Annotated in this window: 12 protein-coding genes; 7 read left to right on the top strand and 5 right to left on the bottom strand. The window is 61.9% G+C overall.

The window, feature by feature from the left end:
• The 5 genes from Harman_RS00745 to Harman_RS00725 all read right to left on the bottom strand — a co-directional run bounded on the left by Harman_RS00745 (window position 1) and on the right by Harman_RS00725 (window position 6,690).
• Window positions 1-990, bottom strand: coding sequence for a carbohydrate ABC transporter permease (locus Harman_RS00745; protein WP_137681918.1), 990 nt, complete (start codon window positions 988-990; stop codon window positions 1-3).
• A gap of 83 nt (window positions 991-1,073) precedes the next feature.
• On the bottom strand, window positions 1,074-2,591 hold the full coding sequence (locus Harman_RS00740) for an extracellular solute-binding protein (protein WP_137681917.1): 1,518 nt from the start codon (window positions 2,589-2,591) through the stop codon (window positions 1,074-1,076).
• 195 nt (window positions 2,592-2,786) lie between these two features.
• The gene (locus tag Harman_RS00735) at window positions 2,787-4,469 is read right to left on the bottom strand and encodes a glycoside hydrolase family 13 protein (RefSeq protein WP_137681916.1); all 1,683 of its coding nucleotides are present in this window, start codon (window positions 4,467-4,469) and stop codon (window positions 2,787-2,789) included.
• Between the two features lie 93 nt (window positions 4,470-4,562).
• On the bottom strand, window positions 4,563-5,639 hold the full coding sequence (locus tag Harman_RS00730) for a TrmB family transcriptional regulator (protein ID WP_137681915.1): 1,077 nt from the start codon (window positions 5,637-5,639) through the stop codon (window positions 4,563-4,565).
• Window positions 5,640-5,700: 61 nt separating this feature from the next.
• Window positions 5,701-6,690 carry an aldo/keto reductase gene (locus Harman_RS00725; protein WP_137681914.1) on the bottom strand — a complete coding sequence of 330 codons (990 nt, stop codon included), beginning with the start codon at window positions 6,688-6,690 and terminating at the stop codon, window positions 5,701-5,703.
• Between the two features lie 95 nt (window positions 6,691-6,785).
• Between Harman_RS00725 and Harman_RS00720 the strand changes: the two genes are divergently transcribed.
• From Harman_RS00720 to Harman_RS00690, 7 genes are all read left to right on the top strand, one after another.
• Complete coding sequence (locus Harman_RS00720) at window positions 6,786-7,637, top strand: hypothetical protein (protein WP_394347809.1); 852 nt, start codon at window positions 6,786-6,788, stop codon at window positions 7,635-7,637.
• Between the two features lie 223 nt (window positions 7,638-7,860).
• Entirely contained in the window at window positions 7,861-8,577 is a 717-nt protein-coding gene (locus Harman_RS00715) for a ZIP family metal transporter (protein WP_137681912.1), read from the top strand.
• A 395-nt stretch (window positions 8,578-8,972) separates the two neighbouring features.
• Window positions 8,973-11,300: an urea ABC transporter substrate-binding protein gene (locus Harman_RS00710; protein ID WP_235007132.1), complete on the top strand. Its 2,328-nt coding sequence runs from the start codon at window positions 8,973-8,975 to the stop codon at window positions 11,298-11,300.
• Window positions 11,301-11,633: 333 nt separating this feature from the next.
• Complete coding sequence (gene gfcR, locus Harman_RS00705; RefSeq protein WP_137681910.1) at window positions 11,634-12,272, top strand: transcriptional regulator GfcR; 639 nt, start codon at window positions 11,634-11,636, stop codon at window positions 12,270-12,272.
• Window positions 12,273-12,360: 88 nt separating this feature from the next.
• Entirely contained in the window at window positions 12,361-12,558 is a 198-nt protein-coding gene (locus Harman_RS00700) for a DUF5800 family protein (protein WP_137681909.1), read from the top strand.
• Window positions 12,559-12,712: 154 nt separating this feature from the next.
• On the top strand, window positions 12,713-13,879 hold the full coding sequence (locus Harman_RS00695) for a thiolase domain-containing protein (RefSeq protein ID WP_137681908.1): 1,167 nt from the start codon (window positions 12,713-12,715) through the stop codon (window positions 13,877-13,879).
• Window positions 13,876-14,262: a Zn-ribbon domain-containing OB-fold protein gene (locus tag Harman_RS00690; RefSeq protein ID WP_137681907.1), complete on the top strand. Its 387-nt coding sequence runs from the start codon at window positions 13,876-13,878 to the stop codon at window positions 14,260-14,262. Before Harman_RS00695 ends, Harman_RS00690 begins: the two co-directional genes overlap by 4 nt.
• Window positions 14,263-14,265 lie beyond the last annotated feature (3 nt).

Here is a 14,265-nt window from a genome sequence, read left to right as displayed (position 1 = left end):
TTAGATCGCGTCCTCCCCTTGCCACACGATGACGATCATAACGATGATCCCGATAATCGCCGCCGTCACGAACGCGATGGACGCCGAGGTTCCGACGCGGGTGTTGAACGTCGAAACGACCATACACGACAGCGACGGCAGGACGGCACAGCTTGAAACCGTGTCGATGATGCCGTACACCTTCATCGCGCCGACCATCCTGAACAGGACGGCGACGGCGACCGTCGGGAGAATCAACGGGAACGTGATGTGCTTGAACTGCTGCCACTTCGAGGCCCCCGCGACTTTTGCGACGTTGTAGAGGCTCCGGTCGATGCTCTGTAACCCTGCCAGAATGAGCAGGGCCATGAACGCAGACGTTTTCCAGATGTCCGCGACCAGGATGATAAACAGCGCGCTGAGGGGGTCGTTCAGCGTGTTCGTCGACGCCAACAGGCCGAGATCGGCGAGTGGCGGCGTCGCGAACCCGATGTTCGAGTTGAACATCAGGTAGAAGATGATCCCCTGAATCACCACCGGGACGGCCCACGGGATGATGATGGCGGCGCGGATCCACCGTCGCCCGTAGAAGTCCTGGTCGAGGACGAGCGCCTGTCCCAGCCCGATCAGTGTCTCGAAAAAGACGCTGACGACGGCGAAGACGATAGTGACTGCCAGCGCACTGCTGACGATGGCGGGCATCGAGAGGGTCGTCGGCAGGAACGTGTTCGACCCCGGCAGGTACCGGTCTTTGCCGCCGGTGAACAGCTCGATGTAATTCTCTAGCCCGACGAAATTGAGTGACGTGAGGTCAGTCGAGACCGCGTACAGCGAGAGCTCGAACGTCCGCAACAGCGGGTACAGCGCCACCACTCCCAGAATGATGAAGATGGGCGTCAACAGGAGGTACGCGTACCAGGTCTCGCTGAGGTTCTCCATCCACCGAACGGCGGCAATCAACATCCCCGACCGCCGGGACTCACGGGTCCGTTCAGCTGTGTCCGTGCTCATTGTGTCGTTCCCCTTTGTATGTGTATTGTTGTCATGTGTATCAAATGATACGGTCTGTCTGTAAAAAACCTACCCGTCAGTCGTCAGGATTCGGTTTCTTCGAGGGCAGCGGCAAGCGTCGTCATCGCCTCCTCAGAGGGCGCATCCTGGTTGACCGCGCGGTTTGCCTGCTGAGCGATATCGCTCGTCTGGTCGCCCCAGACGGCTGTCGTCGGACGCGGCATCGTGTTCTCACCGGCCACTCGCAGGGTGTCCATGTATCGGCCCGTCGGCTCTTGCTCTTGAGCGGTGTCCGAGTTGAACAGTTCCGGCTTCGGCGGGAGCCAGCCCCACAGCTCCAACAGGTCGAGGTTGAACGAGTCCTGTGTGACCGCGCGATACAGTTCGATGAGGCCCTCGGTGTTCTCGGAGTTCGGGTTGGCGACGACGTGCCAACCACCCAGGGCCGACGTGGTGCCGCCGGTGCCGGGCTGTGCGGCCTCGGACTCCGGCACGCCGTAGGGGATCGGCATCGTCCCGAGGTCCTGTCCGAACACGTCGTCGCTGCCGGCACTGGCGATGGCGTAGGGCCAGTTGCGGTGGAACGCGGAGTTGCCCTCCTCGAAGGGCGCGAGCGACGGGTTCTCGATCCAGCCGAGGATGTTGGTCGGCGTGAAGCCGCCGGCGTAGCCGTCGAACTCCCCGCCGAAGTCCTCGTCGTGGACGAACTTCCGCATCATGTTGAGCGACTTGATGGTCTCGGGTTCGTCGACCGTGATCGGTCGGTCGCCGACTGGACCGAACAGGTTGTCGCGGCCGCCGAAGTACGCGCCGCCCCACGAAGACATGACCTCGTTGAACGTACAGCAGGCCGTGCCGACGTAGATGTCCCACTGGGTCGTGAACCCGTAGTCGAGTCCGGCGTTGTCCTGGATGTCGGCGGCGATGTTCGACCACTCTTCCCACGTCATCGGCTCGGTCGCCCAGTTGTTCGACTCGGGGCTGTAGCCGGCGTTTTCGGCGAGGTCCTTCCGGTAGAGCAGCGTCGGGAAGTCCGGGAACAGCGGCACGCCGAAGAGGTTGCCGCTCTGTGGGTCCCGGGCCGTGTCAGTGAACCCCTGGAAGTAGTTGTTGTTGACCGTCGACAGAATCTCTTCGGGGAGCATCTCCGTGAGGTTCTGAATCTGGCCCCGCTGGATGAAGATGTTCACCCAGCCGTTGTCCATCAGCATCGCGTCGGGCTTCGTCTCGCCGGCGCTCAGCCGACGGTTGAAGTTCGACCGGACCTCCCCCGTGTCCTGGCTCTGACGGGCGAACGTCAGTTCGACCCAGTCCGGGAGTCCGGCGTTGCGGAAAGCGTCCCGGACGCCCTGCTCGGCCTCCGACAAGATGTCTGCACCCATGCTGAGCTGGATCGTCTGTGTCTCCTGGCCACTGCCGTCGCCGGTGGAACCGCCGTCGCCACCGCCACTGCCACCGTCGCCGCCGTCGCCACCGCCACCGACGAAGTCGGCACAGCCGGCGATACCGGCTGTCACGCCTGTCGCCCCGGCGGCCTGCACAAACCGCCGCCTGGAGACACTAGACCGTCTTCTGCTGTCACGCTTGTCTTGGTCCGACATACCTACTCAGAGATATAACGGATATACCTTAAAGTTTATCCATAATTAACCACTGGTGTTGTTAATCAGTTACCGGCAGACTCCAAATGATTATTGGTGATACTTACCCGCAGCGGGAAGATCCGGTGTTGTAGGTAATCGCTGTCGACTCAGCGGGTTGTGTCGCGGACGCAGATGTGACAGCGACGGGTTCACTCAGAGGCGGTATACGGCGGCTTCGTAGGGGCGGAACTCGCACCCCTGCGGTTCTGCCGGGGGATCGTCGTAATTAGCGACAACCGGTTCGGCGTCAGCCGTCTCGACCGATCCACACTCGAACGTCGCCGTGGCGTCCGACCAGTTGAGGACGACCAGCAGAGCCGCATTATCCAGTGTGCGCGTGTACGCGCAGAACTGGTCGTGGTCGGGCAACAGGAGGTCGAAGTCCCCGTAGACGAGCGGGGACTCGTCGTGTCGGAACTGGATGAGGTCGCGGTAATAGTACCAGATCGAGGACTCGTCGGCCAGCGCCGATTCGACGTTCACCTCGGGGTAGTCGTCGTTGACGCGAAGCCACGGCTCGCCGTCGGTGAACCCCGCGTGTTCGTCGGCGCTCCACTGCATCGGCGTGCGCGCGTGGTCCCGGCTGTCCTCGTTGACCGCGTCGCGCACGTCGTCGAACCCGGCGGCTTCGCCCGCTTCGATAGCGAGTTCGACCCGCTGGCGGGTGTCCGGGTCGTCGATCTCGTCGAGGCTGTCGAATTCGGCGTTGGTCATCCCGATTTCCTCGCCCTGATAGACGTGTGGCGTCCCGCGCAGCGTCAACAGGAACGTCGCCAACAGTGTCGCGGATTCGACGCGATAGGACTCATCGCCCCACCACGACACCGACCGGGGCTGGTCGTGGTTCCCGAGACACGGCGCGACCCACGCGCCGGTAGTCTGCTGCCAGGACGACAGGACACGTTTCAGGTCCGGCAGTTCCCAGTCCGGGCTCGCCCAGCGACCGTCGCTTTCGGACTCCATCTCGTCGCGGACGAACTGGAACGTCATGTCGAGGCCGTCCCCGTCCGGCCCGCAGTACGCTTCAGCGTCGGCCGCGGTGATACGGCCCATCTCGGCGACAGTCATCACGTCGCGCCCGGCGAAGGTCTCGTCGTGGAGTTCGCGGAGATATTCGTGGATACGCGGGCCGTTGAAGTAGTGTTCGTTCCCGCGGAGGTCGGAGTCCGGGTCGCCGTCGGGGTATCCGTCCGGTTTCGAAAGGAGATTGATCGCGTCCAGCCGGAACCCGTCGATGCCCTTGTCGAGCCACCAGTTGACCATCTCGTAGAGGTCCTCGCGGACCGCGGGGGCGCGCCAGTTGAGGTCCGGTTGCTTCTCGTGAAAGAGGTGGAGATACCACTGGCCCCGCTCCTCGTCGTACGTCCACGCGGGACCGCCGAATATCGACTCCCAGTTGTTCGGCGGCTCGTCGGGGTCGCCGTCGACCCAGTGGTAATAGTCCTCGTAGCCCGCCTCTTGCCGCCGCGAGCGCTGGAACCACTCGTGTTCGTCGGAGGTGTGGTTGACGACGAGGTCCATGATGAGCCGGATGTCGCGGTCGTGGAGGGCCGACAGGAGCTGTTCCCAGTCGTCCATGTCGCCGAAGTCGTCGTGTATCGCCCGGTAGTCCCTGATGTCGTACCCGTTGTCCGCGTTCGGCGAATCGTAGACGGGGCCGATCCAGAGCACGTCGACGCCCAGGTCGTCGAAGTAGTCCGCCTTCGCGGTGATGCCGGGAATGTCGCCGACGCCGTCGCCGTCGGTGTCGTTGAAGCTCCGCGGGTACACCTCGTAGACGACCGCTTCTTTCCACCACGCTTCGTCGAGTTCGTTGGGTGTCTCGTTTTGGGTCATGTGGATTCCTCGGTAGGTCGCTGTTTCGCGCCGCCGTGCACGACCACCCCCTCCCACCCAGTCGACCGGGCCGAACGTGACACGGCCTGGCGATCAGTCGTAGCGAACGTCGACGACCGTTATTTCGGTCGCCTCGATCTCCTCGATGACAGCGCCCCAGCCACCGATGTCGTAAGTCTCGTCGTCGGTTACGAGCGTGGCGCTGACGCGGCCCGCCAGCTGTGCCAGCGGGACCGGGTCCTGTCGCCCCATGCTACTCCCGGTGTAGTCCACGCCGGTGATGGTCCCTTCCACGCTCACGGACTCGTTCGTCTCGGTGACGTAGCCGTCGACGACCGCCGTGATGGTCGCCCCTTCGTTCAACAGTGGTTCGATGTCCCGGACGGCGTGGCGAAGGTCGACGTACGTCGTCGGCGTCTCCGGCGTCCGCTCGGTGTACAGCGTGTCCCAGATCTCCCACAGACAGGTCAGGAAGAACCAGTGGAAGACGTAGGTGTGGGTCCGGTCCTTGACGAGCACGCCGTACTCGTTGACCGAGTCGTGATGGGGCGCAAAGCACGTCCAGGTCCGGTCGACCAGGACGAAAAACGGGGCCGGAATGTCGCGGTTCCGGGCCTCCGTGCAGGTGCCCTCGATGTCGTCTAACGGGGGTAGCTCCTCGTCTGGGCTCGTACAGATGCTGAGCTTGATATTCACGCCGCGGTCGTGGGCAGCCATGAGTTCTTCCCGAACCGCGTAGAACTGCTCCGGGTTCACGCCGACCTGGATCTGGTGTTCGGCCTCCGCGATGAGCTCCCGCGAGCGGCTTACGACGGTCTCGAACCGTTTGACGATGCTGACCTCGTGGTCCGAGATTTCGGGCTGGTTCCAGCGTTCCTCGATTGTCTCGGCCGCGTCGAGGTACTTGCTCGACCGGGACCGCAGGTCATCGAGCACTACGTCGGGGTTGCGGGCGCGGGCGGTCAGACTGTCCTGCTGGAACGTCTCGATGTATCCCTTCGTCTCCAGGTCCCGAAGTACGTCGTAAATCCGCGGGTCCGGAACGTCACAGGAGTCAGCGATGTCGGTCGCCGATGCGGTCCCCAGCCCCAGCAACGTGACGTAGGCCTCCGCCTGGTACGGGGAGAGACCGGCATCTTCGAGGACATCGGTTAGTTCGCTGTCGTCCATGTGTGTGCAGGGAAACTGAGTATGCAGTTAACGTGCATGGTTATCTATCGAGTACCTGCGGTCAGTCCTTACCATCGACCGGCCACTGGGGCTGTTTCGGCGCCTCGATTCGGGCACATTCCTCGTCGGTCAGGTCGACGCCGAGTGCGCCGACGTTCTCCTCCAGTTGGTCCATCGTCCGTGGGCCGATTATCGGCGCGTCGACCACCTCCTGGTGGCAGAGCCACGCCAGGCTGACCTGTGCCGGCGTCACACCCTTTGCGTCGGCGATGGCACGAATCTCGTCGAGTACTGCCCAGTTCTCGTCGCTGAACCGGTTTGCAGTGTACTCGTCCGTACTCGCCCGCCCCTCGGAGTGGTCGCCGTCGCGCTCGTATTTCCCGGCGAGGAAGCCGCCGGCCAGTGGCGACCACGGAATGACGCCGACGCCTTCCATCTCACAGACCGGCAGCAGATTCGCCTCCTCGTGCCGGTCGACGGCGTTGTACTCCGGCTGCATCGAGACGAACCGCTCGTACCCCTCGATATCCGCGGTGTAGAGTGCCTTCTGGAACTTCCAGTTCGCCATCGTACTCGCGCCGATATATCTGACCAGCCCCTCGTCGACGAGATAGGTCAGTGCGTCAAGCGTCTCCTCGATGGGTGTGTCGTCGTCCCACCGGTGGATCTGATAGAGGTCGAGATAGTCGACGCCGAGGCGGTCGAGCGTGGCGTGACACTGGTCGATGATGTGTTTCTTCGAGAGGCCGCTGCCGTTTGGCCCGTCGTGCATGTCGAAATACACCTTCGAGGCCAGGACCAGTTCGCCGCGGCGAGCGGAGTCGATGGCGCTGCCGAGAATCCGCTCGCTCTCGCCGTTCGAGTACGCGTTGGCCGTATCGAAAAAGTTGATACCGAGGTCGAGCGCCCGTTCGAGTATCCGGCGGCTCTCGGCCTCGTCGTTTAGCATCCAGGGCTCTTCGCTCCCGAAGTTCATCGTTCCGAGGCAGAGTTCGGACACGTCGAGCCCCGTCGACCCGAGCGTGGTGTATGTCACCGGCGACTCGCTCATGCTACCACGTACCACAGCTGTTGTTAAAGAATTTTGGGACTGCGCGACGGTGTCCCGGCGTGAGCCATTTACTCTCGCCGCGCGAAGCCGAACCGATGCAAGTGCTCGCTGCCCTCACCGACGAGACCCACACCGGGGAAAACAGATGTTGGCCATGTACGCTGTTGAACCTGGGACTCGTTGGCATTATTGTTTTGCTCCTGCGCGCACGCGAGCGTTCGCTGGCGAGCCTGCTGGTCGCCGTCGTCGGGGTCGCGGTGATCTATTTGCGGGGATATTTGGTTCCGTACACGCCCGCGTTCGCCCCGCGGCTCGTAGCGGTGTCGCCGATTCCGGACGAGTGGTTCCACAGGGAATCGGGCCACGATGGGCCGTCCCACAGCGAGTCATCCAACGAAGAGAGGGGCCACGAGGAAAGCGAGTCGCTGGCTGACGACGTAGAACTGGACGGGGAGACCGTCTTCCGAGAGCTATCGGCGGCCGGCATCATCGAAACCGAGGACGAGCGGCTGTTTCTCGCCCCAGCCGTCGACACGGCGTGGCACGAGCGGATGGACGAACTGACCGATCTTTCGCTCGACGAACTCTCGGCGACACTGCAGGCGTCGCTCCCGCAGATCGACCACGCGGAACCGTACGTCGACGACGCGGAGTGGGTCGTGCTTGGTTCTGACCCCGGACAGCTCCTCGCCCGGCCGGTCGCCGTCGCCGAGCTTGCAGCGTACGAGGTCCTCGACGAGCGTATCGACGACGAACGGCTCAAAGTTGCCGGCGCGGAAGCGTTCCGGATGTTCCTCGATAGCTGTCCGGTCTGTGACGCCGAGCTGGTCGAATCATCCACGGTATCGTGCTGTGGCGGCCATCTGGGACCGCGGCAGGACCCCGACGAGACGCTCGTCTGTCCGACCTGCGAGCAACGACTCTACACCTATGACGGGGTCAATTGAACGGACCCGTTCACAGCCAACGAGTGTATTCAACGACGACGGGTTTGCACGCGATACAGAGGGCGTCATACAGCGGTTCACAGGGAACACGTTCTAGTAGCTCCGGAGTGTGTCGGGAGTTATCGGCTGAATACTGGGAACGAAGTCGGTGCCAGCGACTCGCCGTCAGGCTGCTGTCGCCGTCCGATCAAGACTCTTTACGCCACGGTTACGAAGGAGCCCCATGGTACTGATTCAGGCGCTGTCGTACACAGCGCTCGCTGTCGTGGCTGCCCTGGTCGGGGGCGTGGTCGCTGTCTATCGGCCCCCGGGTCCACAGATGGAGAGCAACGTCCAACACTTCGCGGCCGGGGTCGTCATCGCCGCCGTCGCTGCCGAGTTACTGCCGGACGTTCACGGTCGGGCACCAGTGGTTGTCGTCCTCGGGTTCGCTATCGGCGTGGCGACGATGCTGGGCATTCATCACCTGAGCAAGACCATCCAGAAACGCGATATCGGCGGGCAGTTCGCTGGCGCGGCAGGACTGCTCATCACCATCGGGATCGACATGCTCATCGACGGCGTCCTGATCGGTGTCACATTCCTCGACAATCCAGATACCGGCGTCATCATCGCAGTGGCGCTGGCTATCGAAGTACTCTTTCTCGGCGTCGCCGGGGTCGTCGCGCTGCCACAGGACCTGGGCGTTGCCAAGAAACTCGCAGTCCCGGCGGCCTTTGGGGCGTTGCTCGCGTCAGGAGTGGTTGTCGGCGTGCTCGCGCTCGAAGGCGTGACCGGTGCGCCCATCGCGGTCATCCTCGCGTTCGGCTCCGCCGCCCTGCTGTATCTCGTCACCGAGGAACTACTCGTAAAGGCCGGGAAGGTTCCTGAGACACCGGTGTCCACGACGCTCTTTTTCGTCGGCTTCCTCGCTATCTTCTTGCTAGATATGCTCCACTGATACTACAGCGGTAATGCGAGGAACTACGCTGTTGTGGCACGGAGATTGTGGCGGACTGCTGGAGACATAGCGACCCCTCCAATACCGAGAGCCGTCCCGAGGTTCAGAGCGAAACTGGGCGGCCACGAACTGGCATTGTTCGACTTCGCCTTTGCTCGCACTCGAAAGTTGGGGCTTGGTGTGGCCATGTCGTAGTTACTGTCTGGTATTTTATAATATCCGAACGAAAAAGTTGCCACCCGGAGCGATTTTAAATACTTGTAACGGACTAGGCACGGTTGTGATATCAAAAGAGAGAATGCCGGGAAAAGTGGATAGAAGTTCATTTCTCCGCACTATTCTTATCTGTTCACTAATCTATCTGACGGAGATTCCCAACGGAGGTGACAGGGACGGTGTCTGACCCGATCACAGTAGCTGTCCTTGAGAACCGGTCGGGAAAGTTCGCCGAGCTTGGCACTTCAAAGTGGCAGGCGAGCCGTCTCGCAATCGAAGAGTTAAACGAGAGCGGAGGGGTTCTCGGTCGTGAAATCGAGGTAATCGATCCGGACCCGAAGTCCGACGTAGACCGATACCGACACTTGGTCACCGATATTCTGGATGAGGAAGACCCCGACGCGATCTGGGCCGGCTACGCGTCGTCCGAGAGGGAGGTTGTCCGCCCGTTAATAAACGCTCATAGACAGCTCTACTTCTATACGAACCAGTATGAGGGGGGAGTCTGCGACCGATACACCTTCCCTGTGGGAGCGACCGCCCGCCAGCAACTCGGGACCGTGCTCCCGTACCTCGTCTCAGAACACGGCCCGGAGATTTTCACAATCGCGGCGGACTACAACTTCGGGCATCTGTCCGCCGACTGGGTGGATATTCTCGCCGCGGAACACGGCGCTGAGGTGGTCGGGAAGGAGTTCGCCCCGCTATCACAGACTTCATTCGAGTCGTTAGTAGATACCATCGAGGCGGCTGATCCGGATGTCATCATGTCAATGCTCGTCGGGGATAATCATGCGGAGTTTTTCCGCAAGAAAGCCGACCGTGGACTCTCCATACCTGTCGGAACGTCGACAGCGATGGCGCAGGCGTTCGAACACAAACGGTATGAGGCCCCGGCGTTCGCGGATGTCCACGTCGGAGTTAATTACATGGAGGAACTCTCGACACCGGAAAGCGAGGCATTCGTCGAGCGTTTCTACAGGAAGTTCCCTGACGCGGAATACATCAACCAAGAGGCACAGAACAGTTACGTTTCGATACATCTCTACGCGAAAGCTGTCGAAGCCGCGGGAACAACCGATCAAGACGCAGTGATAGAACAACTCCAGAGTGGGCTGGCGTTCGACGCACCGGAAGGCACTGTGACACTCGACGGAGCGACACACCACCTCACCCACAACATGCGGATCGCGCGAGCTGACGAGAACCACAATCTCGAGTTCTTCGGGGCGGAACAGATAGCGGAAACGTTTCTCTCAGAGACGGTCGGGTGTGACCTCAGAGAGGTCGCTGAGACAACGCAGTATCGGCCTGCATTGTTCCATGAGGAGGGGACGTTTGACAGCATGCACGGCTCGCTGCAAGACCGGATTCAAGAGGGATACGAATCAGAGGAACTGCGCGAACAAATCGAAGGGCGCGCAGAAGAATACAGCGAGATCATGAGCGACTGTGCCGACGGTGACCTGACTGTCCGGTTGCCAACGGACACCGAAAATAACGCAATGGGTGAAATTGCGACGGCGTTCAACACCATGCTTGACGACATTGAGGAGACGATGGGACATCTCCAGGCGTTCTCCCACGACGTTGCAGCAGCCAGCCAACAGGCCAGTTCAGGCGCACAGGAAGTCAAACAGGCCAGCGATGAGGTCAGCGAGTCGATTAACGGGGTCACAAACCGGGCCGACCAACAGCGAGAGCGGCTCGACAGAGTATCCAGCGAGATGAACACCCTCTCCGCGACGGTCGAAGAGGTCGCATCGACGGCACAGACTGTCGCGCAACTCTCCGAAGACACCGCCGAAGTCGGACAGGACGGCGAATCGACTGCAAAACAAGCGAGGGAAGACATGGAAGGGATTCAGGCCGAAATGTCGTCGGTCGTTACGGCCGTTGAACAACTCGACGAACAGATGGCCCAGATCGACGAGATCGTGGAACTGATCTCGGACATCGCCGACCAGACGAACATGCTGGCACTCAACGCAAATATCGAAGCAGCGCGGGCCGGGGGCAACAACGGCACAGACGCAAGCGACGGATTCGCCGTCGTTGCCGACGAAATCAAACAACTGGCCGAAGAAACACAGGAGTCCGCCAACGATATTTCCGCACTCATCGAGGAAGTCCAGAACCGCACGTCCACAACCGTTGAACGGATCCAGAGCGCCGAACGTGAAATCGAAGGCACCACCGAGTCGGTCGATACCGCCGTCGATGCGTTCATCGATGTGGTTGACAACGTCGAGGAAACCGACGACGGTGTCCAAGAGATAACCCAGGCGGTCGATAACCAGGCCAGCAGCACCGAGGAGGTCATGGCGATAATCGACGAAGTCGCGGAACTCGGAGAAGACACCGCCAACGCCGCGGAGGATGCTTCGACCGCAGCAGGGCAACAGGCGTCCGCAATGAGTCAAGTTACTTCAAACGTTGAGTCACTCGCCACCCAGGCAAAACAACTCCAAACACGGCTCGACACGTTTGATGTGAACAGAGAGTGACTGGCTGGCGGAGCAGTCACCACACGTCGGTACTCCCGTCAGTTCACATACGAAGTAGGTAGTTCGACGCTGTTTTCTCGGGAAAGAACGGCGGGAACGTCCCGCCTGACCGCTGGTGCGTGCGGTCCCGCGTGCAACCATGCTACGAAACAGACGGTTGGCTTCGGCCGGGTTGGGGGTGGGGGACAGCCGGCGACCCGACGAAGATCGCGTCCAGGCGTCCCCGAGTAGCAGGGGAGAACCCAGCCAGTAGTATAGAACAACGACTGTTGTAAATAGTTTTGGTAGGTGCAGAACACTGCCTATTAAATCCTCGCACACGGAGATAGAGATATGAAGAATATCGACGACCTCGTCGACAGCGCGTCCGACCTGGCACAGCGTGGCCTCTCTAAGGGCGAGATCGCTGACGAGCTCAACGTCTCCCGTGAGACGGCGAGTTGGCTAGTCGAACGCAGCGGTACGGGGACGGAACCGGAGACGAGCGACGACGGCGGTCCTCACGATATCCACGTCGACTGGTCTGCTCTCGGACGGGACAGCAACCGACTGTACCACGCCGGGGCGGCGATGGCGGACCTGCTCTCGAAGAAAGGCGACGACGTGGACCTCACTATCGGGATCGAGAAGGCGGGCGCTCCGCTTGCAACGACTGTCGCACGGGAACTGGAGACTGACCTCGGAACCTACGCCCCGACAAAACACCAGTGGGACGACGACGAAAGCGAGACCACCGACGGCTCCTTTTCCCGGAACTTCGCACAGATCCGGAATCGGGACTGCTACGTCGTCGACGACACCATCACGAGCGGCAAGACGATGGGCGAAACTATCGACGCGATCCACGAACAGGGCGGCAACCCCGTGGCCTGTGTCGTGCTGGCCGACAAGCGCGGCGTCGGTGACATCCGCGGTGTCCCCGTGTACTCCCTGCTGCAGGTCATCCGGGTCGGCAGCGACGGGGACTCGTAAGCGGTTCCGACGTTTTTCCGAACGGATACCGGGCCTGCGTGTCCCGTGAGAGACTATCCTTTTATTTGTGCCGTGCATACTCAGCGGTATGACTGTGCTGTCGTTCGACGAACAGGGCGTCGACGTTGTCTATGAAGGGACTGAGTTCCGTCTCGAAAAGGCCCTCATCGAAGACGCCATCCAGAAATCGTATCCGAACGTGACTGACCACGAGGTGTTGCAGATGGTCGAACCGGACCCAACGCTTTCGGGTGAGCCACAACGTATCGCCGAAATCGTGAACTGAGAACGTTCGTACCGTTGTAGGAATCGTCGCCGTCGTAGGAACGAAATATTCCATCGACACGATATCCCGTTTTCAAGCGTCTAAAGCTGCGAATATAGGCTAATTAAGTAACCGAGCAGTAGGCATTTAAGCCGCCAGCGCACACTGGGAGGTAATGTCAGACCCACGTATCGCCGGGGCCGGCGTGACACATTTCGGGAAACACCCCGAGCGAACCGGCCGCGACCTGTTCGCAGAGGCCGGGCTGGAAGCGCTGGACGCCGCCGGAATCGACCCGGAAGACGCTGAGGCACTCTACTACGGGAATTTCATGGGAGAGCTCGCGGAACACCAGGGCCATCAGGGGCCGCTGATGGCCGAGGCAATCGGGCTGGACGTGCCGGCGACCCGCGTCGAAGCGGCCTGTGCGTCAGCGGGTGCAGCGATCCGCGAGGCCGTCAAAACGCTGCGGAACGGCGAAGCGGAAGTGGTCGTCGTCGGCGGCGCGGAGCGGATGACCAACATCGGAACGGCCGCGGCGACGGACGCGCTCGCTATCGCCGCCGACGACCTCTACGAGGTCCGGGCCGGGATGACCTTCCCCGGGGCCTACGCCCTGATGGCCCGATCGTATTTCGACCAGTACGGCGGCTCCCGCGAGGACCTCGCTCACATCGCCGTCAAGAATCACGAGCACGCGCTGGTCAACGACCACGCCCAGATTCAGAAGGAAATCACGGTCGAGGACGCGATGGAGGCCCCGACGATTGCGGACCCGCTCGGGCTCTACGATTCTTGTCCGATAACCGACGGGGCGGCGGCCGCTGTCCTGACGACAGAATCCTACGCTGAGGAGCACGATCTGGACGCGCCGGTCGCCATCACCGGCACCGGCCAGGGCGGCGACAACCTCGCCCTGCAGGACCGCCCCCACCTCGCACAGACGCCCGCCGCGGACAAGGCCGCAGAGGAGGCCTACGACGACGCCGGCGTCAGCCCCGACGACGTTGACTTCGCCGAGGTGCACGACTGTTTCACCATCGCAGAAGTGCTCGCAATCGAGTCGCTTGGCTTCTACGAGCGTGGCGAGGGGGTTGCCGCGGCGCGCAACGGCGAGACGACCCGCGACGGCGACCTGCCGATAAACCTCTCTGGCGGGCTGAAAGCCAAGGGTCACCCGGTCGGCGCGACCGGCGTCGCCCAGTTGGCGACGGTGGCCTGGGTGCTCGATGGGACGCATCCGCGGGCCGACGCCGTGCCGGACGGCACCGTCGGTGTCGCCCACAACGCCGGCGGCACCGTCGCGTCTACGACTGTCCACGTTATGGAGGTGCAAGAATGACCGAATCCGCACGAGATGGCGAGTACGACGAGTGGCTCGACAGCATCGAATCGGGCGAGGGCTACTATCTCGAATGTTCGAACGGCCACGGGTGGCTTCCGCCCCGGCGGGTGTGTCCGCGCTGTCACGATCAGGACCTTGCGCGGGTCGACCTGCCCGAATCCGGCGAGATCGCGAGCCACACGACGATTTCCGTCCCGACGCCGCAGTTCGAGGACGACGCGCCCTACGTCACCGCTATCACTGACTTCGGACCGGTGTCGGTTACAGGACTCGTCCGCGGCGAGGACCCGGACGATGTCGCCATCAACGACGTAGTCGGTATCGAGGTCGGCGAGCGCGTGACCACCGGCGACAGAGCCGTCGTGTTCCGGCCGCGCTAAGGG

Origin of the sequence: Haloarcula mannanilytica (genome assembly GCF_005406125.1) — an archaeon.
In the GTDB taxonomy this organism is placed as follows: Archaea; Halobacteriota; Halobacteria; order Halobacteriales; family Haloarculaceae; genus Haloarcula; species Haloarcula mannanilytica.
This window is presented reverse-complemented; position numbering and strand designations above follow the sequence as displayed.